The sequence below is a fragment of the Metabacillus herbersteinensis genome (assembly GCF_042433335.1).
GTDB lineage: Bacteria > Bacillota > Bacilli > Bacillales > Bacillaceae > Metabacillus > Metabacillus herbersteinensis.
On record NZ_JBHLVO010000009.1, the window covers coordinates 101539 to 123761 of the forward strand.

At 37.6% G+C, this 22223-nt stretch carries 24 protein-coding genes and 1 pseudogene; 5 read left to right on the top strand and 20 right to left on the bottom strand.

Going from position 1 to position 22223, the window contains the following annotated elements; all coding sequences use genetic code 11:
* Window positions 1-42 precede the first annotated feature (42 nt).
* The 14 genes and pseudogenes from ACFFIX_RS12700 to ACFFIX_RS12765 all read right to left on the bottom strand — a co-directional run.
* The gene (locus tag ACFFIX_RS12700; RefSeq protein ID WP_378934447.1) at window positions 43-384 is read right to left on the bottom strand and encodes a hypothetical protein; all 342 of its coding nucleotides are present in this window, start codon (window positions 382-384) and stop codon (window positions 43-45) included.
* Between the two features lie 218 nt (window positions 385-602).
* On the bottom strand, window positions 603-1100 hold the full coding sequence (locus tag ACFFIX_RS12705; protein WP_378934449.1) for a hypothetical protein: 498 nt from the start codon (window positions 1098-1100) through the stop codon (window positions 603-605).
* Between the two features lie 235 nt (window positions 1101-1335).
* A complete protein-coding gene (locus ACFFIX_RS12710; RefSeq protein WP_378934451.1) occupies window positions 1336-2448 on the bottom strand; it encodes a glycosyltransferase family 4 protein in 1113 nt (370 codons plus the stop codon).
* Window positions 2445-3299: an NAD-dependent epimerase/dehydratase family protein gene (locus tag ACFFIX_RS12715; RefSeq protein WP_378934453.1), complete on the bottom strand. Its 855-nt coding sequence runs from the start codon at window positions 3297-3299 to the stop codon at window positions 2445-2447. The genes ACFFIX_RS12710 and ACFFIX_RS12715 overlap by 4 nt, the downstream gene beginning before the upstream one ends.
* Complete coding sequence (locus ACFFIX_RS12720) at window positions 3296-3925, bottom strand: sugar transferase (RefSeq protein ID WP_378934455.1); 630 nt, start codon at window positions 3923-3925, stop codon at window positions 3296-3298. Before ACFFIX_RS12720 ends, ACFFIX_RS12715 begins: the two co-directional genes overlap by 4 nt.
* Window positions 3926-4314: 389 nt before the next feature.
* Window positions 4315-4689: a prepilin-type N-terminal cleavage/methylation domain-containing protein gene (locus tag ACFFIX_RS12725; RefSeq protein ID WP_378934457.1), complete on the bottom strand. Its 375-nt coding sequence runs from the start codon at window positions 4687-4689 to the stop codon at window positions 4315-4317.
* Window positions 4690-4895: 206 nt separating this feature from the next.
* Complete coding sequence (gene galU, locus ACFFIX_RS12730; RefSeq protein ID WP_378934459.1) at window positions 4896-5789, bottom strand: UTP--glucose-1-phosphate uridylyltransferase GalU; 894 nt, start codon at window positions 5787-5789, stop codon at window positions 4896-4898.
* Window positions 5790-5806: 17 nt separating this feature from the next.
* The gene (locus tag ACFFIX_RS12735) at window positions 5807-7627 is read right to left on the bottom strand and encodes a polysaccharide biosynthesis protein (RefSeq protein WP_378934461.1); all 1821 of its coding nucleotides are present in this window, start codon (window positions 7625-7627) and stop codon (window positions 5807-5809) included.
* A gap of 94 nt (window positions 7628-7721) precedes the next feature.
* Entirely contained in the window at window positions 7722-7865 is a 144-nt protein-coding gene (locus ACFFIX_RS12740; protein WP_378934463.1) for a hypothetical protein, read from the bottom strand.
* A gap of 73 nt (window positions 7866-7938) precedes the next feature.
* A complete protein-coding gene (locus ACFFIX_RS12745) occupies window positions 7939-8703 on the bottom strand; it encodes a tyrosine-protein phosphatase (RefSeq protein WP_378934465.1) in 765 nt (254 codons plus the stop codon).
* A 123-nt stretch (window positions 8704-8826) separates the two neighbouring features.
* Window positions 8827-9528 (bottom strand): CpsD/CapB family tyrosine-protein kinase, encoded by a 702-nt coding sequence (locus tag ACFFIX_RS12750; protein ID WP_378934467.1) that lies wholly within the window; start codon window positions 9526-9528, stop codon window positions 8827-8829.
* A complete protein-coding gene (locus tag ACFFIX_RS12755; protein WP_378934469.1) occupies window positions 9518-10264 on the bottom strand; it encodes a YveK family protein in 747 nt (248 codons plus the stop codon). The genes ACFFIX_RS12750 and ACFFIX_RS12755 overlap by 11 nt, the downstream gene beginning before the upstream one ends.
* A 245-nt stretch (window positions 10265-10509) precedes the next feature.
* A complete protein-coding gene (locus ACFFIX_RS12760; protein ID WP_378934471.1) occupies window positions 10510-10641 on the bottom strand; it encodes a hypothetical protein in 132 nt (43 codons plus the stop codon).
* A 230-nt stretch (window positions 10642-10871) separates the two neighbouring features.
* Window positions 10872-11027: pseudogene (locus tag ACFFIX_RS12765) on the bottom strand (D-alanyl-D-alanine carboxypeptidase family protein); the annotation flags it as partial.
* Window positions 11028-11303: 276 nt separating this feature from the next.
* Here ACFFIX_RS12765 and ACFFIX_RS12770 point away from each other — a divergent pair.
* Together ACFFIX_RS12770 and srtD are read left to right on the top strand one after the other, a co-directional pair.
* Entirely contained in the window at window positions 11304-12473 is a 1170-nt protein-coding gene (locus tag ACFFIX_RS12770) for a processed acidic surface protein (protein ID WP_378934473.1), read from the top strand.
* 3 nt (window positions 12474-12476) lie between these two features.
* The gene (gene srtD / locus ACFFIX_RS12775; protein ID WP_378934475.1) at window positions 12477-13142 is read left to right on the top strand and encodes a class D sortase, LPxTATN-specific; all 666 of its coding nucleotides are present in this window, start codon (window positions 12477-12479) and stop codon (window positions 13140-13142) included.
* 64 nt (window positions 13143-13206) lie between these two features.
* Here the strand turns inward: srtD and ACFFIX_RS12780 are convergent, their stop codons facing one another.
* Complete coding sequence (locus tag ACFFIX_RS12780; RefSeq protein WP_378934477.1) at window positions 13207-14403, bottom strand: HD-GYP domain-containing protein; 1197 nt, start codon at window positions 14401-14403, stop codon at window positions 13207-13209.
* 166 nt (window positions 14404-14569) lie between these two features.
* Between ACFFIX_RS12780 and ACFFIX_RS12785 the strand changes: the two genes are divergently transcribed.
* From ACFFIX_RS12785 to ACFFIX_RS12795, 3 genes are all read left to right on the top strand, one after another.
* Window positions 14570-15178, top strand: coding sequence for an N-acyl amino acid synthase FeeM domain-containing protein (locus ACFFIX_RS12785; protein WP_378934479.1), 609 nt, complete (start codon window positions 14570-14572; stop codon window positions 15176-15178).
* Complete coding sequence (locus ACFFIX_RS12790) at window positions 15178-15936, top strand: ThiF family adenylyltransferase (protein WP_378934481.1); 759 nt, start codon at window positions 15178-15180, stop codon at window positions 15934-15936. The genes ACFFIX_RS12785 and ACFFIX_RS12790 overlap by 1 nt, the downstream gene beginning before the upstream one ends.
* Before the next feature lie 291 nt (window positions 15937-16227).
* Window positions 16228-16413, top strand: coding sequence for a hypothetical protein (locus ACFFIX_RS12795; RefSeq protein ID WP_378934483.1), 186 nt, complete (start codon window positions 16228-16230; stop codon window positions 16411-16413).
* Between the two features lie 93 nt (window positions 16414-16506).
* On the opposite strand, the gene ACFFIX_RS12800 is transcribed toward ACFFIX_RS12795, so the two are convergent.
* From ACFFIX_RS12800 to ACFFIX_RS12820, 5 genes are all read right to left on the bottom strand, one after another.
* Entirely contained in the window at window positions 16507-17313 is an 807-nt protein-coding gene (locus ACFFIX_RS12800; protein WP_378934484.1) for a MurR/RpiR family transcriptional regulator, read from the bottom strand.
* A 29-nt stretch (window positions 17314-17342) separates the two neighbouring features.
* Window positions 17343-18020 carry an N-acetylmannosamine-6-phosphate 2-epimerase gene (locus ACFFIX_RS12805; protein WP_378934485.1) on the bottom strand — a complete coding sequence of 226 codons (678 nt, stop codon included), beginning with the start codon at window positions 18018-18020 and terminating at the stop codon, window positions 17343-17345.
* Window positions 18010-19554, bottom strand: coding sequence for a PTS transporter subunit EIIC (locus tag ACFFIX_RS12810; protein ID WP_378934487.1), 1545 nt, complete (start codon window positions 19552-19554; stop codon window positions 18010-18012). Before ACFFIX_RS12810 ends, ACFFIX_RS12805 begins: the two co-directional genes overlap by 11 nt.
* Before the next feature lie 344 nt (window positions 19555-19898).
* Window positions 19899-20909, bottom strand: a complete 1011-nt coding sequence (gene pdxA / locus ACFFIX_RS12815) for a 4-hydroxythreonine-4-phosphate dehydrogenase PdxA (RefSeq protein WP_378934489.1) — start codon at window positions 20907-20909, stop codon at window positions 19899-19901.
* Window positions 20906-22213: a four-carbon acid sugar kinase family protein gene (locus tag ACFFIX_RS12820; protein ID WP_378934491.1), complete on the bottom strand. Its 1308-nt coding sequence runs from the start codon at window positions 22211-22213 to the stop codon at window positions 20906-20908. The genes pdxA and ACFFIX_RS12820 overlap by 4 nt, the downstream gene beginning before the upstream one ends.
* Between the last annotated feature and the right edge of the window lie 10 nt (window positions 22214-22223).

Consider the following 22223-nt stretch of genomic DNA (forward strand, 5'->3'; position numbering starts at 1 on the left):
TTCCTTTCCATATAGCTAGAGAAATTTCTGAATAAATTAAAACTACGATTTATCGAATAATTTTGTCATAAATTCCAATCTCTTTTTCTCTTTATAATCATTAAATATATGTTGAACATCACTTTTTTGGATTGTAATAGACCTTGAGTCATAAATAAATTGTTTAATACTGGATAACCCTTTTTTTATACTCTCTTCCTCATTTGTCAATTTTAGTAGAAAGGGTGCATCCGCGTCTATAAAATCACTATCTATATAACCAATAATTGTAGGAAGGCCATATTTTAAATACTCTCTTGTTTTCAATGGACAAGCTTCATTCATATTATTCCTATGAAGTGCTAAACTTCCAATTGCCACATCACTTTTTTTAATAATTTGCAAATACTCTTCCTCTTTTAAATATCCATATTGTTTAAGGTTTATTGGAGGATTTGCAATTTCATTGGTTCCAACAATATGAAAGTCAAATTCTGGAGTCCTGATTGCAAGTTCATTTATTTTATCAAGCCCATGCCAAGATTGATTGGGCGAGCCTAAAAAGACTACCTGTAATCTTTCATTTTCTTCTTCATTCTGACTTTTCCCGATAAATGGTAGAACTATTCCATTAGGAATAGTAACAGTTGGAAGATTATATATAGTATATTTTTTTCTAGTTCCTTTGTTACACAGACGAAACCTGCGGCATTTTTTATTAATTTTTTTCTTGTTAGCTTATCGAAATATCTAGCAAAATAAGGCATGTGTATTTTGTTTTGCTGTTCATCATCTGAGTTTATTTCCATTATAGTCGGAAATTTTTTAGCCATTGTATTAAAAGTATTGGTAAACAAATAAGATCTAAAATAAATTATATCAGGTTGCCAATCTTCTATAGGTATAATACTTTTATTACCCAACACAAAATTTATTCTGCTTTTGTAGTTTATAACCGTGTGCTCTATCTCTTTAAACATCGAATTTAATGGTTTGTTAGAAAAGTAAAATAACTTCACTTCATGTTTTGATTCTGTCCAGAACTTTATCTGGTTATATATCTTTTTAGAAACCCCATGTTCTTTACTTAAATTTTCAGCTACTACATATGCAATTTTCATAAAATCTCCTCAATGAATATTTTAACTTTTATTCCTTAACAAATGGCCTTTTGGTAAATTTATGTTTTTTCTCGCTGGTGAACCCATAATAAGCTGTACAATTTTAACGTATTTTGTTACTACACTCGTTGCAGCAACAGTTCCATGATCCTCTACTGTCTTTCGCGGCAAAATATGAATTTGCTTCAATTCTACCAACAGTTTTAAAGTAACAACATTAAGTTTACATATGGTTCTACATTCTAAGATATATATTTTCCATTTTTTTATTAACAACTTCTTTGTCGTATTCCTTTACTACCTTAATGTTATGATCTCCCATATCTATACACATCTGTTTGTTATTAACCAATGTCTCTATTTTCTCTTTGAATCCGTCTATATCTCCTGGATCAACTAAATATCCACCTGCACCATTTTCAATTAAGTCAGTATTACCCCTTATTCGGGAACAAACTACTGCTAACCCAGCAGACATGGCCTCCATTAAGGCAACCGGTAAACCTTCTTGATAAGAAGGAAAGACAAATATATCAGTAGCTGCACATATCTCAAATATGTCCTTTCTAAAACCCAAAAATCTAACATCAACATTCAACTCTTTAGAAATTTTCTGCAAATATCCATCTAAATCTCCTTGACCACATATAAAATAAATAATGTTAGGATTATTTATTCTTGCCAAAGCCCTAATCACGACTTCATGATTTTTTCTTTTACTAAGTTCTCCAACTGATAGTAAAGCAACTGCTTCATTCCTTATTCCAATTTCGTTTCTTTTTTTCTCTCGATCCACATTTCCTTTTTCGAACTTTTTGACATCGATTCCAACACCAGGTACATAAGCCATTTTTTTTGCATTAAACCTACTTGCCATATCATAATCTTCTTTGTTTATAGTAATAAGGATATCCGTGTATCTAGACAGCCAGCGTTCTACTGGATAGAAAATCAACCAGTTTTTTATTGGAGCACCTTTAAAAAAGTGAAAACCATGAGCTGTATATATAATTTTCATACCTTTTCGACGAGCTTTGATTGCAGCTAATCTTGTCAAAGCTCCACCCATAGGAGTGTGACAATGAATAATTTCATAATCATTAGACTCAATTATGTTCTGAAGTTGCTTGTAAACACTTATATTTTTAAAATTTAATGGTGAACGTTCAAATGGGAGGTCAAAATATCTATCACAGTAAGGGATGTCACAGTTCTCTTTTTTTTCATAATCGTTTTTTGCACAAACATGTACTTCATATCCATTATCCTTGAACCATTTTAAGTAAGAGATATGAAATACCTCTATATGCATTTTTACCACAGTAGCAACGAACAGTACTTTCTTCACTTTTTAACCCTCTTTTCCGTTTCTGAAATTGTAGATTTAAAATCAAGGAGACAATAGTGCTTCTTAATATTAGAAATTTCTTTATCATAATACAAGTTTCCAAACACCTTATTTAAAGTGCTAGTATTTATTAATCTTAACAAAGGATTAAGTAATTTTATCATTCTAATTCTCTTCTCATGTACTTCTGCTATTATCTTAACCATCTCTGAAGTACACACATATTCCTTATTTTGGGGGAAGAATATCCCACTCTTTGAATCATCAATTAAAAATCTTAAAAATTCACATAAATTTTCGATATAAATCATACTGCGCTTATTCTCAATACTTGGAAATAAAGGGAATTTCAGTGCCATCTTTGCCAATCTACTATAATTCCCTTTACATCCTTTGCCATATATCATGGGTGGACGAACAATTACAATATTATATTTTTCATCTGCTAAAGTTTTAATTAAACCTTCTGCCTGAAGCTTAGACTTCCCATAATTGGTCTTGGGTTTGAGAGGAGAATTTTTATCTATCACACCAGTTTCAATTCCATAAACACTCATAGAACTTAAAAATATGAATTGCTGAACACCCTCGCCTTTTGCCTTTTGAGCAACTTCATAAGCCATGTCACGGTTTATCTTGTAATATAGATCCGCATTTTCTTTAGTTTCCTTTATGTGCGCTATTCCGACAGCATGAAATACAACATCATATTCTGAAAACTCTTTTTCCTTCCATGAATCATTTCTTAAGCTAATCGAATCTATTGAATATCTTTCAGGATATTTTCCAAGCCATTTCTCAAGGCTCTTACCTACATAACTATTTTCCCCAGTAATTAGTATCTTTTTCATTTAGAAATACTCTCCTTAGTACTTGCAACTTCCCTTTTAGTTCCAGTCGCACCTTCAACCACACCATCCCTCTTCACAACACTTACGATGGTCCCAAAGAAACACTTAACATCCATCCAGAAACTAATCTTCTCAACATACTCCCCATCCAACTTTGCCTTAATCTCAATAGGAAGCTCATCTCTACCATTAATCTGTGCCCAACCCGTCAATCCAGGCGGTACATCATTAGCACCATACTTATCCCGCTCTGCGATAAGATCAAACTGATTCCAAAGTGCTGGTCTTGGCCCAATAATACTCATTTGACCAACAAAAATATTCCGGATTTGTGGTAATTCATCAAGTGAAGTCTTTCTCAAAAACTTACCCATTTTAGTAATGTACTGCTCTGGGTTCTCTAATAAATGAGTTGGAGTGTCCTTAGGTGTATCTATTCTCATAGTGCGGAACTTCAAGATATTAAAATGGGTCTTGTTGATTCCAATACGCTTTTGCTTAAACAGTACAGGACCTTTTGATTCGAGCTTAATAGCAATAATTAAAATTAAAAAAATCGGTGATAATACAATAAGTCCAATTAAAGAAAGAATAATATCTATTAATCTTTTAATCTTCATATACATCCAGCTACACTCCTTTAAATTTATTCTTTAGTAGATTAGGACTTAGTTAGAATCTGTTATTTTTTCATTCCAACCAACTACTAACCCACTAAACTCATCTACTACTGATACCCACCTCGTAATATCTATTCAATCTATCAAGCAGATACGAAATAGATATTTCTCTTTTTATCAACTCTAACCGAGTTTCTTCCTATTATATAAACCATTCAATCAATCTATAATTCTCACTATACTCACTAAAAATGCCCAAAACCCTTATCCCGCAAGGTTTCTAGCATTCTATCTAACTACGATAGTCAGTTCCTCTTCACCATTCAATAAAAAGGGCAAAAGTATTGATGTACTCCCCAGAACTTTCTCTCCTAACTCCAACCCCAAAACCTCAATCACAAAAACGGAACCTCTTCACCCTCATCTTCCTTGTCACTGTGATGAACATGCTCACTACACTCAACATTTCCATCCTTATACATATACACGCCTTCCACAGGACAGGGCTCTAACACATGTTCTTGAATGAACGCAGAAAATAAAACTTCACTATGCGTGCTAGAATGCAAAACTATCTCCCTCTCATACAACCGCTCTACTTCCAAACGATTTACTGCACAGACATCCGCTTCCACCTTTTCAATCATTCCAAGTATAGACGGAACCGCGATAGCCGCAATTATTCCTAAAATAACAACAACTACTAAAACTTCCATTAAAGTTAATCCATTTTCATTTCTTCTCTCGTTGACTATCCTCCTAAGAAGCATTCCACACCTCCTAGCCAAGCCTATTTATACAAAAAAATAGAGGGCATCCAACCCCACCTCACACCAAACCACCGACAACAAATGTCTAAGGCAAACCACCCACAGCCCAGCCGAGTACCCCCATTGATACAGGTAAGAAGACATCACCGAATACAAATATTTACACATACATACCTAGACCGAAGGTCTAGAGAGTTAAGTATCTACTAAACCCCAACTCCCTCTCTCCCCAAAACCTCACCCAAATACTCCAAAACCTCACCCTTCAACTCTTCCCTCTCCAACGCAAACTCCACCGTCGCCCTAATAAACCCAAACTTATCCCCAACATCATATCTTTGCCCTTCAAACTCACAAGCCATTACTCTCTCTATCCCATTCAACTTCTTAATCCCATCCGTCAACTGAATCTCTCCACCAGCCCCCGGCTTTTGCTTCTCAAGAAGATCGAAGATCTCAGGCTTTAACACATAACGCCCCATAATCGCATAATTAGAAGGAGCATCTTCCAACTTAGGCTTTTCAACTAAATTATCAATATTAAATACATTACGACCAATCTCTCCAGCGGCAATCGAAATCACCCCATACTTAGAAACATCTTGCTCAGGCACCTGCTGAACCCCAATCACAGAAGAACCATACCTCTCATACACATCAATCAACTGCTTCAAACAAGGCTTCCCAGGCGAATGAACAATATCATCCCCAAGCAACACTGCAAATGGCTCATCCCCAATAAACCGACTAGCACACCCAATCGCATGTCCCAATCCTAACGGCTCCTTCTGACGTATATAATGAATATTCGCCAACTTAGAAATCCCTTGTATCTCCTCTAACAGATCAAACTTCCCCTTTTTAGCAAGTGTTTCCTCTAACTCATAAGACTTATCAAAATGATCCTCAATCGCTCTTTTCCCTCGACCAGTAACAATAATAATATCTTCAATCCCTGAAGCAACAGCCTCTTCAATAATATATTGAATAGTAGGCTTATCCACAATCGGTAACATCTCTTTCGGCTGCGCCTTCGTCGCCAGCAAAAACCTCGTTCCCAAGCCAGCTGCAGGAATAATCGCTTTCCTCACCTTTTGCATCTAACTCACCCCATCTATTAATTTACATTTCTCACTAACATATCTTCATTCTTATTCGCTAACCCCAAAACGTAATCCCTAATATATCCCATATCATAACCATCATAATTCTCAATCAAAGTATTCACGGTAGAATAATCAAACTCCACAGACTTCCCAATAAATATCTTAGGAAACACAGCCTCCCCATGAACCTCATTCTCGCCCAATAACTCCTCAAACATCTTCTCCCCAGGACGAATCCCAGCATACTTTATTCCAATTTCTTCTTCTGTATAACCAGACAGTCTTATAAGATTCTTCGCCAAATCCACAATCCTAACCGGCTCACCCATATCCAAAACAAAAATCTCTCCACCACGAGCAAGCGCTCCAGCCTGCATAACTAATCGCGAAGCCTCCGGAATCGTCATAAAATACCTCGTCATATCAGGATGAGTAACCGTAACCGGCCCACCCTCTTGAATTTGCTTTTTAAAAAGTGGAATAACACTCCCACGACTACCTAAAACATTCCCAAACCTAACAGCAACGAAGTTGGTGCGACTTTCCTTATCCAACTCCTGAATCACCATCTCAGCAATCCGTTTCGTAGACCCCATCACATTCGTAGGATTTACCGCCTTATCAGAAGAAACAAGCACGAAAGTACTCACCCCAAACGTATCCGCCGCCTCCGCCACATTCTTCGTACCAATCACATTGTTCTTCACAGCCTCTTTCGGATTATACTCCATCAAGGGCACATGCTTATGAGCCGCAGCATGATAAACAACATCTGGGTTATGCTCATCCATCACATCAAATATTCTATGGCGATCTTGTATATCCGCAATTACTGGAATAATTTCAAATTCATCTTGATAATGATTTTTCAACTCCATATCAATGGAATAAATTGAGTTCTCTCCATGACCAAGCAGCAAAAGTTTCTTCGGCTTAAACCTACACACCTGCCGACAAATCTCCGACCCGATAGACCCCCCGGCCCCAGTAACAAGAATCGTCTTTCCAGTAAGCTTCTTAGATATACTCTGAATATCCAACTCAACCGGATCACGTCCAAGCAAATCCTCAACCTGAACATCACGAAATTGATTAACCGAAACCTTCCCAGTAACAATATCCTCAAGCATCGGCATAATCTTCGTCTGTGCTTTTGTTTTACTACACTCTTGATAAATCCTCTGAATCTCTGACTTACTAAGCGACGGAATCGCAATAATAATATGATCAATAGAATTTTTTTCCACAATTTCAGGAATATCCTCTATCTTACCTAATACAGTAACCCCATAAATTTGGAGCTTTTGTTTCGTTAAATTATCATCTACAAAACCCACTGGATTTAACTCACTATCATTGTTCTTCAACAACTGGCGAACTAGCATTGTTCCTCCAGATCCTGCCCCAACAATCAACGCATTCTTCTTCACTACTTCTGACTTTATAAAACGATCTCTCACAATTCTCCAAGAAAATCGAGAGCCGCCTATAAGACACATGTGAAGGAGCCACGTTATGACAAGAACGCGTATAAATGCACTTCCACTAATTAATAATTGAACACCGGCTGTAGCTACGATCGAATAAGTAACTGCCTTCACGATCGTAACGAGTTCACCAACACTCGCATACTCCCATGCCTTATGATATAGCCGATAAATAAAAGCAAATACATGGTGACATACAAGCAATGTTATTGAACTAATCACTAACATTTGAAGGGTATAAGTACTAAAATAAGGCTGTAGGATATAATATCCTACAAAAATCGAAAACATCACAATAAGAGAATCCAGCGTCATAAGCAATGACACTCTTTTTGAATAACTCAAGCTTAACCCCTTCTTTACATAGTATTTTTACAAAAAATAAATATCTTATTAAAAATCACACTTTATGTGTTCTTTAATCAGATATCTACAAAGACTAACTCATCTTATCTTTCAATCTTTTATCAATCACATCATTTAATAGTTTCTGAATCTCTATTAATTTTTCAGCAGGTGCATCCTGATAGATGTATCGAACTGTTTTCTGAATTGTTTTGGGAAGATCTTTAAAGTGACTCATCGTTTTTCTCCTATTATATAACTGCATTATTAATCCTTAGATTGTCATAATGAAAATTCAGCAAAGGAATTTATCAAAAAATCCCCAAAATCTTCTTCCTCTTCACTCGCCCAGGCGTCTCCCTATAAACCGTCAACCCCTGCACAACCAACTCCGCATTCTCCTGAAAATAATAAACCGCCTGCCCACCAAACTCCGCTTGAAGCTTCGCATAAGAATCCCTCAACCGAAAAGCCCTAGACGAAACATTATGCACATCCGAAGCCACAAAATGTGTCAACTGCGCCTCAACCAACTGCATTGAAAACTTCTGAATCTTCTTCCCAAAATGCCCAGTCAAGCTCCCAGCCGTAACCTGAGTAAGCGCACCTTTATTAACTAGGTTAAATAATATGTCTGAGTTTTCCATAACCTCTGCATTCCGCTCAGGATGAACAATAATCGGAGTCAACCCTTTTAACTGAATATCATATAATAACTGCTCTGTATATCTCGGTACATGTCCAGAAGGTAATTCGACGAATAAGTAGTTTGAATGATTAAGAGGAAGAATATCATCTTTCTCCAAGTCTTGGAGTATTTCTCCGTAAATGCGTGTTTCTTGACCTGGTAGAACTTCTAAAGCTATATTCTCTTTTTGAAGTTGGTGGTTAAGCTCTACAACTCTTTCAATGATGTCTGCCTTTTTGTTTGTATACTTTCCGTTTTGATGATGGGGGGTGGCGATGATCTTTGTGATTCCTTCTTCAACAGCCATTTTAGCCATATCGATTGAATCAACTAACCTCTGAGCTCCATCATCTACACCAGGTAGAATGTGACTATGAATATCAATCAATCGTTCCACCTCCAAAATCTATTTTTGCATTAAACATATAACTTTTTACCTATAATTTGACACATTTTTCATGGTAACACGGTAGTTAGCCAAAGAAAAGGGGGGTATTTTGTCGAAATGTGACTATTTTCCCCCGTAATAATAATATTGAGCTGATTCATCTTGTTTTTTGTTGTTAAGTACAGAGCCTAATATTTTTGCTTTTGCATTATCTAAAAGTTCTTTTGCTTTCTTAGCAGAATCTATCTCTGTCTTTCCGCTACTTACAACTAAGACAACTCCATCTACTAAATTCGACAATACCTGTGCATCTGTTACTGCAAGTACAGGAGGTGTATCCAGAATGATGATATCGTAAGTTTCTTTAGCCTCTTCAATAAAAGCCATCATTCCTTTTGAACCAAGAAGCTCAGACGGGTTTGGTGGAATTGGTCCACTTGAAAGTACAAAAAGGTTTTCTTGCGCTGTTAATCTTACTGCATCCTCAAGTGTTGATTTTCTTGTTAAGATGTTTGTTAAACCAACATGATTATCAGAACGGAATGTAAGATGAACGGTTGGTTTTCTTAAGTCTGCATCTATCAGTAGAACTCTTTTTCCTTGTTGTGCAAAAACTGCCGCTAAGTTAGCTGTTGTTGTTGATTTTCCTTCTCCCGGTCCTGCTGATGTGACGATCATTGTACGAATCTCCTCATCAACCGTTGAGAACTGGATGTTTGTTCGAATTGTACGGTATTGCTCTGAGATTGGAGACTTCGGGTTAGTCATTGAGATTAAGCTTCTACTTTGTAATTGAAAAATCTGTTTACGATCCTTACGAGCCAAGAGACTCACCTCGCGTTCTGTTAGCTATTGGGTTATTTTCTTGCTCCTTCATTTCCGTTTCCATATCTATACGTGTAATTGCACCTAAAACAGGCAATCCTAATTGCTTCTCTATATCCTGTTCATTTTTAATCGTGTTATCTAAGAACTCAAGTAAGAATGCTGCTCCTACTGCTGTCATCATCCCCACCACAAACGCAATCGCCATATTTAAGGCAGGTTTCGGTTTGACAGGTGAAGGATCTTCTCCTAATTGTGCTTCTGAAAGGATATTGACGTTGTTGACGTTCATAATTTCTACGATTTCTTTTTGGAACACTTTTGCTACTGAATTAGCAATATCTGCCGCTAATTGTGGACTTGCATTTTGAACAGAAATGTTTACGACCTGAGAATCTTGCTCACTTAAAACTGAGATCGATTCATTTAAATCATCTACAGACATATCTAGTCCCAATTCACTAATCACCTTGTCCAAAACAACAGGACTTTTAATAATAACGTTATAAGTGTTAATTAATTGGAGATTTGTTTGTACTTCTGCAGGGTTGTATGCTTGTTGATCACTTTTTTCTTGGTTTATCAAGATTTGCGTCGACGACTGGTAAATTGGCGTTAGGACAAAATAACTAATAATTCCGCTTGTTGCTGTGGCAAGTGCCGTTATGATTATGATGAGTGAAAGGCGTTTCTTTATTGTTTGAAACAGCTCCTTCAAGCTGATTGTTTCTTCCATGATGACCTCCGCTTTTGTTTTATGTCGAACCTTTTGTTAGTCATTTTAAAAACACATAGCCTATTATAATATGAGACTACGCACATTTCTACATTTTCTTACAAAAAAGGTAACCCTTCTTTGACCTTTCGACACCTGTTTGTGTCTCCTTGTAATATAATAGCAAGAAATTGTAAAGAAAGTGTGAGTTTTTGTCGTGTAAATAATTCCATAAAAAAAAACCGTGTCAAGACGGTCTTTAGGACTTACATACTATTTGCTAAAACTGTGATGATTGCAGCAAAAATAATCGCTATTACTGGTAATGAGAATGTTACCAATTTCTTTTTCATTTCTCTTCTGCGTTCCATTTCTTCTGGAGTAATCCACTGACTCAATTTTATTTCCCCCTGATGTGGTTCTATATATAAGTTTTGTAACGATGTCGACCTTTGTCGAACGATCCCTTGTTTATTATCGTCTGAAATCGCTTTATATTTTATAGTTCTTTGGGATTATTTTATTTATACTCTTCAAACACCAGCTTTTACTTTTTCATAGACTTCGCATGCTCTACTCCAACACAACGAATATACCAAGGCTCGGATATACACCCCGTGATGCTCTCTTAACCTTTTGGGTAACGAATGATAAATCCATAATTTGCTGCGTGGCTTTCCTCTTTCGTATGTACATATGAACCTTTTAGTGTGTATTGAACACTAGCGGTTGTAATATCGATTGAGAGACCTGTTTGTTGTTCACTTTCTCCTGGTTTTACACTAAAGGTGTTTACTTTTTAAGCCCGTGTTTCTTTACGTTGTTTTCAAAGATCTCTACCTACTAGTAGAATCATTAGAAAGTATTATTAAGTTGCCTTTTTGATTTACATACAATGAGGCTAGAAATCCATAGACTCTAAGATTTCCCTTAATAGAACGAAATAATTTACTGTTTTCAAAAAATGGTTTTTTAAGGTTAAAAATACCTATATCCAAAAACAAGTTACCGAATTATACTATTCTAGAAATTAGAAAGAATTTGACCATGGGGGTAGGATATGAAGTACTTATTAACACTTTTATTGGCTGTTGTATTTAGCTTTAGCGTATTACCTGTTTCGTCTTTCGCTATTGAGTCGAATGACCCCGACTTTGACCAATTTTTGGTTGAGATAGAATGGGACAAGCAAGATTACATTGATTATCTTGAAAGCAAAGATTGGCCTTTGGATTATTTTGAATCAATTGATGAGCTTGGAACACCTCTTTCGGAAGAAGGAGTTCAGTCTGTATTAGTAAAATACGAATTAACCCGTGATGAACTTAATGCACTTTTAGTTGAATACGGTGACATTGAGGAAGGTGAAGATGTTTTAGATGGCACTTACCTTATCTTTAATGAAGAACTAGACTCTTATGTTGACTCCTATTTAAATGATGTAGGTTATGAGGGCACTCCGATAGATGATGACAATCTCCAAACACTTCTAGATGATTACGGATTTGCATCAGTTGAAGAACTAGAGCAATTTTTAATTGAAAACGAGGATTCTCTTGATGACTATGAATTTATTGAAGACCTTGAATTAGCAGTAGACTTTTATATAAACGGTGATGACTACCTTGATGAGATTGACTCGCTTTTTACAGAGCTTGGCTTAACAGAAGAGGAGCTAGAATCTCTATTTGCTCACCTTGAAACATTAGATTTTGAAGATCCTGCTTTTCTTGATAAGCTGCTTGAGTTAAGTGATCGAATGATGGCATTTGAAGAATTTGAATCAGCTGAAGAACTTTCTGCCGAACAAACAGCTGAGCTTTTAGATATTTTTAGTGAAATGCTCCATTTGTTTCAGTTAGAAACAAAGTATTATCTCGTAAATGATAATGAAAAGAAACCTGTATCTTTTCAAACTCTTATGACAATGGATACAACTGAAGGCTATGATTTGTTAATGGAAGTCTATAACACTCAAGGTGACTTCCTAGCTGATATTTTGTTAACAGCAGATATGATTGGCTCTGATTTAATAAAGGAAACTGGTAAAGATATTAAACAAGCAGAAGAAATTGTTACAGAAAAAACAACAAGCAAACCTGTTAAAACAGTTAAAGGTGGAAAGCTTCCTGACACAGCTTCTGATTATGTTGCAAACACTTTAGTTGGCTTTGTTATTGCGTTAGCTGGTGTTGTGTTATTTCGCCGTATTAAAGTAAAAGGGTATTAATACATGAAGAAAAGAGCAAACAAAAGAAGAAGCAAGCGCAATACGCGTTTGGTTCTTCTTTCAATAGCAACCTGTTTCATTGTGTTTGGCCTGTGGTTTAGTGGCACGAGTGCGTATAGCTTTTTGAAGGGGTATCTGATCTTTAAGACTGGTCAGATTGATGCTGTGGAAGAGAAAACACAAGTAGACTCCACAGCATCTAACGAGGAAGTCGCTGACAAGGAAGGTCAAGATCAGGAACTTCTTTATCCAATACGCCCGAAAAAAGGAGAAGATATTGGCGAGCTTGTTATCCCTAAGCTCGAAGCTTCTTTACCCATCTATCACGGCACAGATGAAGATGAGTTGGAAAAGGGTGTTGGACACTATGCAGGAAGTGTCTTGCCTGGAGAAAGTGATAACTCAGTTCTTTCAGGACACCGCGATACCGTTTTTCGTAAGCTTGGTGAGGTTGGGAAGGGCGATATTTTAATTACTCGCACTTCTGCAGGGGAATTTACGTATAAGGTCAGAAAGGTACGGATCGTCGATAAAGATGATCGGACGGTTATTGTTCCTAAGCCGAAAGCAACTTTGACCGTTTCGACTTGTTATCCGTTTGATTTTATTGGAGCGGCGCCGGATCGGTATATTCTTGTTGCGGATTTGGTTTCTTTTGAGAGTCATTAATTTATGAACTATAAAAAGAAGTAACACCTTTACTATATGGTGTTACTTCTTTTAGTCGTGCTCTTTAAAAGAAGTCTGTTAACATCTCAAACTCCTTAATAGGATCATTAGAGTCTTTATAAATTCTTTTAAAGTCCAGTTTCACATAGTCTAACCCGTCAATTAGCTTCGGATCAAATTGCGAACCTCTTCCCTCTTCTAGTCTTTTGAATGCCTCATCTATTGACATCCCCGCTCGGTAGGAGCGGCTCGAGGTCATGGCGTCGAATGCGTCTGCTACTGCTAGAATTCTTGCATCTAATGGAATGGCTTCTCCGCTTCGTTTTGAAGGATAGCCCTTGCCGTCCCAGCGTTCATGATGGTAGAGGACACCACTCTTTAATGCTTGCAATCTTTCAATTCGTTCGACCATTCTAGCTCCGACGACTGTATGTGTTTTTATTACCTCGAATTCTTCGTCTGTTAGCTTTTCCGTTTTAGTAAGGATGTTTTCTGGTATGTTAATTTTTCCGATATCATGAAGCAGGCCACTTAATCTTAGTCTTTGTAAGTCTTCCTTTGGGTAGTCTGGTAGCTGCGTTGCTAGAGCGACTGCGTATTTACTAACTCGCTCGCTGTGTCCGAAGCTGTATTGATCTTTTGCCTCGACTGATACTATGAAACTATTGACAACCTCTTCAATCGTCGTTTCCATTGATTGAATGGCCGTGTTGACCTGTTTTGTATAAATAATATGTAGAGTTCTCAGCAGCAGAAAACTAAATGTTGCCAGGATAAGATAAACTAAAATTCGGTTCGATATATCGATGTTGTCTGGCACATATGTACTGGTGGGTGTACGGTAACTTAAGTACGACATCGCACACAAGCCAAGGAATGAATAATAAATTAATGGTCTTCGTTCTCCATAAATACCTGCGAGAAGTGGTAAGAGGAGAAAGAAACTCCAGGATTCACTATATCCCGATTCGAAGTAGAGCACGATCAATAGTCCAGTAAAATAGGTCAACATAATGTGTTGGCTGATTTTTGTTGGTGGTTTTAAATAACGAATGGCTGTTGCTAGTAGAATTAGGAGCCCCAGACAAATTACTAGCACCGGCAAATTGGCTCTTGAGTAATGTAAATCACATAGCAGAAACACTAAGTTCCAAGTGCAGCTTAATAGTAGAAAAACGCCATTGATCCTGAAAAGATAGGTCGTTACTTTAGAGCGGTGTTCATGAAGGTATTCTTCATAGAGCTTTTTTTCTGTTTCCATCGTGTTGTATCCCCTAGTCTATGAGCTAATTCACTTAAATTGTATCATTTTCTGACATGATTCGTTGGGTTTATTGAATTTTCACTAAATTTTTCGCCACATTGCGACAACTCCTTATATAGTAGAGATTGCAAGGACCATTTTACTAGAAAAAGGAGAGTTTGAAATGGCAGAGAAGAATCAGTACCATTTTGGCATTGCATTAAACAAAGTTAGAGAGGCGGCAATTCAGTTACACCGTTCACGCTATGAGGAAGTAGGATTTTTCACAGAGGGTGAAGTCGATCCGTATGAGAAGGATTCCGTCTATTTTGTCGCACAAGAGAGAGCCACGGATCAAGTGGTTGGGGTAATTCGCCTTATTTTTAAACCAATCAATCAGCTTCCTACGCTTGCGAATTTTGATATTTATGATATTGATTATGCACGATTAATCAAATTAGACAAGCAAAAATATGTTGAAATGAGCGCTTTTACAAAGCTACCTACTCATGACGTTGGCGTTCATTTGATCCGGACTATTTTTCAATATTCGATACAGAATGGCATTACACATTGGGTTGCTTGCATTGATGAGCGGGTCTATAGATATCTTAACCGAATTTTCAGCTCTCTTTTTAAAGAAATTGGTGTACCAAAGGTTTATTTGGGATCCGTGTCGATTCCATGTGCGTTGAGTATCCCAGAAGGATTGATTCAATTCAAAGAACAACGACCAAAGCTGTATGAATTTTTAACAACTACTGAAAAACAAGTAATGGAGGTAACACGATAATGATAAAAGAACAATTTAAGAGAAACCTAGGAATTATGTCAGAAGAAGATATTAACAGGTTGCATGGGACGACGGTTGCCATTGCTGGATGTGGATGTATTGGTGGATTTTCAGCCGAGCTGCTCGCAAGAATGGGCGTTGGTAAACTAGTGCTGGCTGATCCGGATACCTTTGATGTTTCTAATATTAACCGTCAATGTGCAGCAACTTTCAATTCGGTTGGGATGCTAAAGGTTGATGCATTAAGGGATCATCTGTTAGCGATTAACCCTGAGTTAGAGGTTGTTCTCTATTATGGAGGTGTTAACGAGGAAAACGTTGAAGAATTTTTAGAAGGTGCAGATTACGTTATTGATGCAATTGATTACTTTTGTCTACCAGAGGCTGTTGCCCTTCATCGTGCTGCACGCGAGAAAGAATTACATATCATTACAGCTGTTGCATTAGGCTTTGGTGCTTCAGTGTTAGCATTTTCACCTGTTGGCATGAAGTTAGAGGAGTATATCGGCATCCCAGATACTTGCACAATTGAAGATCTAAGAGGAATTACCTTTCCGGCCTCAAGCTACACTAGTTATCTACCAAGCTATGCAACGGAAGAAAAGATTACCGGATGGATTGAGAATAAAACGATCCCTACAATTAGTGTAGGACAAGCACTCGGACCCGGGGCTTTAGTTTCGCAGATGGTGTTACATATATTAGGTCGGAAAGAGCCGATGTTTGTACCGGAGAAGTGGCAGGTTCAGTTTGAGTAGAGAATGATCGAGGCGTTTGGTGGTACTGCTCCCCTGGTGAGTTAATGCACTTGGGGACTTAATAGTATTCGACATATTATCAGACAGAGACCTGCTTAAATGTCTTAGACTTCGGGTTTTCCGTCGTACTTTGATAGATGGAGTAAAATTTTCATAAATTCTTTAAAAATACTGGTGACATATGTAGATAAATTTTTGGGTCTATTTGCAGGAGAATACCACCCTTTCGAAAAATTAATAAAGAGGACAAAACACAAGTCCGACAAACGATAGGAAAGGTGGTCGTTGTTCGTGAGCAGGGACTTAAGCATCCAACAAATCGCCGAGGTTATCCCAAAGTCCGTATTAAATGCATCAGATAAAGACTTAGAAGGATTCCAAAGAATCATTGAAGAAACGATTAAATTAAGAGACGGACACAAGACTTTGCAGAAGATGATTCAAAGTTATTCTTCCTCTGTGATTCAGCGTACTTGATTTTTGGGCTGTTGTTACTCAACGGCTTTTTTTTGATTCTTTTGATGATGACAAATAAAACTAGCACAAAAAACCCTCTTTTTAGCAAGAGGGTTAGTCAAATTCATGTACAGTTGCCTTGATAACCTGCACCGTTTCTTCATATGTTTTTCTACGATCTGGATCTTCTAATAAGTGCAAATTTATTCGATCAATGAGAAACAAAGCACTCATATCTAGACCTGTTGAGATATAGCTGTTCCGCAAAGGATGCATCGTCCATAATACTTCATTGGATAGCTTTGTTAGAGGGGTTTCTCCGTAAGCTGTAAAACTGACAAGGTTGACCTCACGCTCTTTTGCCTTTTTCACCGATGTTAGCAAGTCTTTCGTTTGACCTGAACGGGAAAAAACCAGAATTAAATCCCCCTTGTTTAACAATGTACTGCGAATAATCATTAGATGTGGGTCCGTCACAGCTTCAGAAGTAAACCCCATTCTGCTCAATCGGTAATTTAATTCTTGTGCAGCAAGACCTGAGCTACCTAAACCATAGATAAATACACGCTCTGCATTTTCGATCATAGATAGCACATTAGCTAGTGATTTATTTCCAGATAGTTCCTGCATATCTAAAAACATTTCTTCATATTGACGTTGGACAATATCATCTACTTGTACAGTTGATTGACTATGGGACACACGTCCAAGTTTAACCTTTAGTTCAACAAAGTTACTACAAGACACCTTTTTAGCAAAACGAGTAATCGTAGCAACGGAAACGTCCGTTTTCTTGGCAATCTCTTGAATATGACTTTGTGATGCTTCCTTCGCCTCTTTAAGAAGATAGTCAGCGATTCTTCGCTCCTTTTCAGAAAAAGAGGAATATTTGGATTGAATCTCTTTCAATAATGTTGCCATGATCATCACTACCTTTATTCAACAAATGACTAGTTGATTCCCTCAATAAAACGAGTTGTTATTTGTTGAGGACGCGTAATGGCGCCACCTACTACAACGGCATGCGCTCCTAAATCAAGCACGCGCTTAGCCATTTCTGGCGTTAACACATTTCCTTCTGCCACAACTGGCAAAGAAACCTTTTCAACAACTTGTTTTAAAAATTTGAAATCATCTTCATATAGTTTACACCCATTAGTTTCGTTTGTGTATCCGTAAAGAGTTGTTGAAACACAATCAAATGGAAGACTTTCTACATGAATGGCATCTTCAACAGAGGAAATGTCTGCCATCAGTTGTATGCTAGGTTTCAGTTCTTTTGCATAGGCAATCACTTCTTCAAGTTGTTCTCCATTCGGTCTTGTTCGTAATGTTGCATCAAGAGCAATCATTTCACAGCCACTTTCAATAAGTTCGTTTATCTCTTTTTTTGTTGCTGTAATAAACACTTCACTATCCTCATAATTACGCTTAACGATTCCAACTACCGGTAACTCAACTTCCTTTTTAATTGCTATAATATCTTCCTTTGAATTAGCGCGAATGCCTGAAGCACCACCTTGTTTTGCAGCAAGTGCCATTTTCGCCATAATCTTTGAGCCATGTAACGGCTCATTATCAAGAGCTTGACATGATACGATTAGCCCTTTCTTTATCTCAATCAGCATTTAATTCACCTACAATTTCTTCAATTTCATTTTTAATAATTGTGACATGAGGACCGTATATAACTTGTACACCCTTCCCTTTTTTCACAATTCCTTTAGAACCTGTTTGTTTTAAGACTTCTTCATTGAGAAGCTCGACGTTTTTTACTGTTACCCTCAACCTGGTCGCACAGCAATCAACATTTTCTAAATTATCTTTACCGCCTAGTCCTTCAATTATCATTCCTGCACGTTCGCTTTTGTTTGTGATTGTGGTAATTTCATTATTTTCTTCGCGACCAGGTGTTTTCAAGTTGAACTTTTTAATAAAAAAGGTAAAGGAAAAATAATAAAGGAAAAACCACGGTATTCCGACTAACGGAACGAGCATCCAGTTCGTCTTATCATTTCCTTGTAGAATTCCAAAAAGAATAAAGTCAATAAAACCACCTGAGAATGTTTGCCCAATCGTGATTTGTAACATATGCGCCATCATAAATGCTAAACCGTCAAAGAAAGCATGTAGAACATACAAAAGTGGTGCAATGAACAAGAAAGCGAACTCAAGAGGCTCAGTAATTCCTGTCAGAAAGGACGTCAATGCAGCTGAGCCCATTAATCCAAGAACTTTCTTTTTATTTTCTGGTTTTGCAGTACGATAAATCGCATAGGCTGCACCGATTAAGCCAAACATCATTGTAATAAAACGACCTGACATAAATCGTGACGTACCAATGTAGAATTGCTGAACACTAGGGTCACCAAGCTGTGCAAAGAAAATACGCTGCGTCCCTTCAACAAGCTGATCGTTGATAACGAGTGATCCACCTAAGCTTGTTGTCCAAAAGGGCATGTAAAAAATATGGTGAAGCCCGAAAGGTCCAAGCATCCGAAGAACAAATCCATAAATCAATGTCCCAACATAACCTGTAGCTTCGACAAGGCCTCCCAATTGGAAGATTCCACTTTGGATAAACGGCCAAACGAGGAACATAAGCACTCCTAAAAAAATAGCAGCAAACGAAGAAATTATTGGAACAAAACGTGATCCACTAAAAAATCCGAGGAACTGTGGTAGCTCTGTTTTATTGTATCGATTGTGTAACCATGAAGCTAGTATACCAGCGACAACTCCACCAAAAACGCCTGTTTCCAGAGAAAGAATACCTAGAACTGTTCCTTGACCAACTGCAGCTGGATTTTCTAGATTCAATCTCCCTGTAATCGTTAGCATTGCATTGATCGTTGCATTCATAACAAGAAAAGCAAGTACACTTGCTAATCCTGCTGTCCCTTTATCGTTCTTTGCTAAACCAACAGCAAGCCCGACAGCAAACAATAATGCGAGATTAGCAAATACAACACTCCCTGCACTCGACATAATCGTAAGAATTGATTGCAACCAAGTCACATCTAAAAATGGATATGCTTTGATCGTGTTCGGATTTGATAGCGCTCCCCCTATCCCCAGTAAGAGCCCTGCAGCCGGAAGAACAGCAATCGGCAGCATAAAAGACTTCCCAAATTGTTGTGCTTTTTCAAAGAAACTATTCATCAAATAAACCCCCTTAATGTAAATCGTTTTCATAAACTAGTATAAAATAAGTATCGATTACTTTGCAAGGGCTATTGAAGAAAATTTTAAAGCGCTTTCAAATCTATCATACAGATTCGGTCTTTCTTTTCAAGTTTCAGATGTGGACAGGATCCCAAAGTATATATTAACAGCTGACGAAAACAACTTTCTAAAAGTTAGTTTTTAATACACCATCTCCTTTAGTGAGGTGGATAGGCTATGTACATCCTTTTGTTTTGATGTAACATAGTGACAATGTATATCCACCTATCACAACCATAAATTGAAAACCCCCTCATTTTCACGAGGGGGCTTCCATCCTTTTATAAACTCTTCTTCGGTGCCAACTCCACCGCTTGACGCATCGCTTCCATTAAACTCTTTTCATCAGCAATGCCTTTTCCTGCGATATCGAAGGCAGTTCCGTGATCGACACTTGTGCGGATAATTGGTAGGCCGACTGTAATGTTGACTCCTGCGTCTAATCCTAGAACTTTAACAGGACCATGCCCTTGATCATGATACATTGCTACGACAATATCAAAATCGCCACGAACGGTTCGGAAGAATAAGGTATCTGCTGGCAGTGGGCCGACGACATTGATACCTTCTCCATGCGCTTTCTCAACACCTGGAATGACCTTTTCCTCTTCTTCTCCATATCCAAACAAGCCATTTTCTCCTGCATGTGGGTTAATTCCACAAACAGCAATCTTCGGAGATTCAATACCTGATTTTTGTAACGTATCATGAGCTAGTTTAATGACATGATAAACACGCTCTGGGTTAATCAATTTTACTGCATCAATTATCCCTACATGTGTTGTGACATGTATCACTTTTAAATTAGGAGCAGATAACATCATGGAGAAGTCTTCTGTTCCTGTTAGATCAGCAAGGATTTCAGTGTGACCTGGGTATTTATGTCCACCTTTGTGTAAGGCTTCCTTATTTAATGGAGCTGTACAGATGGCATCAATTTTGTTTTCTTTTGCTAATTGAATCGCTGTTGCCAAGTATTCAAATGCTGCATGTCCAGCTTGTGAAGATACTTCTCCAATTGGTAAATCAGCAGGTAGCAGATCTAGGTCCAAGCAATACACTGTTCCAAACCGATAAGAAAGCTCAGCCAGTGCATCTGCAGGTACAGATTCAATCACTAAATCGCTGTTAATAAAGCTTTTTGCACGCTCAAGAATCTTGCTATCTCCTATAACAAATGGGTTGCTGATTTCATACATTTCCTCTTTTTCAAGGCTTTTTAAAATAATTTCCGGCCCAACTCCTGCAGCGTCACCCATTGTAATTCCAATTACCGGTTTCATTTGATTCATATTTGTTCCACCTTCCTCTTGCTCGTCATAAATGTTAACGCCTTTACCAACGACCGCTCATTTCCAAATCCGCCAGCCTTTGTAACAGCCCAATAGCTTTTTTCCTCACTACGAAGCTTCCCGAATGGAAGTCCTGGCTCTACCTCTGAATAGAGGTCCATTTCGGTAATTTCAAGCTCAGAACAAACTGCTTTTGCTGTATCCCCACCTGTTAGAACCAATCCATTGATGTCAGCAAAGGTAGATAACAACTCTTTGGAAATTAACCCCAATCCCTTAGAAATCAACTCACTCACTTCTGTAAGAGTTAAGCCAATGTCTTCTCCTGCCTTTTTGGCGGCAAGACGATTGTGCTTAGATCCATCTACATATAGGACGAAATGATTTTTATCAAGCTGTTCTCTTATTTTTTTACTATAATGTTTCACATCAAAAGTTTGGTTTACTAACTCAATTGGATCTACTTCAATAAAAAAGGATTCTGATAGCCCTTCCACTTTGAGTAACTGTTGTTTTGTAACCTCGGACAAACTACCTGAAACAGTTAACGTTTTTTCACTTAACAGCGATTCTTGCTCTTTCCCTACTGAACAAGTTAACCGCAAAGCTTCTGGTAAATATTCAATTAATCCAGCCGAACCAGCCCAAATAACTCTTTTATTCAGTCCAGTAAATACTTCAGCAATTTTTTTCAAATCTACCTCTGTCTCACTGTCACATACAAACCAAGTATGACCTTCTTGAATGGATATATGAATAGATTCAGTAACCTTTACTGTCGGCTGCTTCAATAATGCAGAGTCGACAAGAGCTATTTTTCTATAACTATCGCCTTGAAGTAGTGTTGGAATAAAACTTTCCTTTACCGGTGTTTTAGGATCTTTCGCAAATTCTGTCCCTGTAATGAGTGTACCATTTACATAATGATGTCCTTGAATCGTTTGACGATTTAACTTAGGAAATCCTGGTGCAATCACAATTACTTCCGGCTGATATACAGATTCAACTGCTGCTAGTTCTACTGCTATATTTCCTCTTAACGTGGAATCTACCTTTTTATATAGATGTTGATACCCCTTTTGAAGTAGAAGTGAGGCCGCTTGGATAGTTGCTTCATATGCTTGATATTCCCCTATCGCGCGGCTATTCGTATCAACAATTAACACATCTGAATTTGAGTGAATATCACTTTTTCGATAATCGAGTACGACTGTAGATGATAATCCTTTTTTCGCTAACTGAACGCCCGAGTCGTTTGCTCCAGTTAAATCATCTGCTATAATTCCAATTCTGTTTGTCACCATTATCACACCT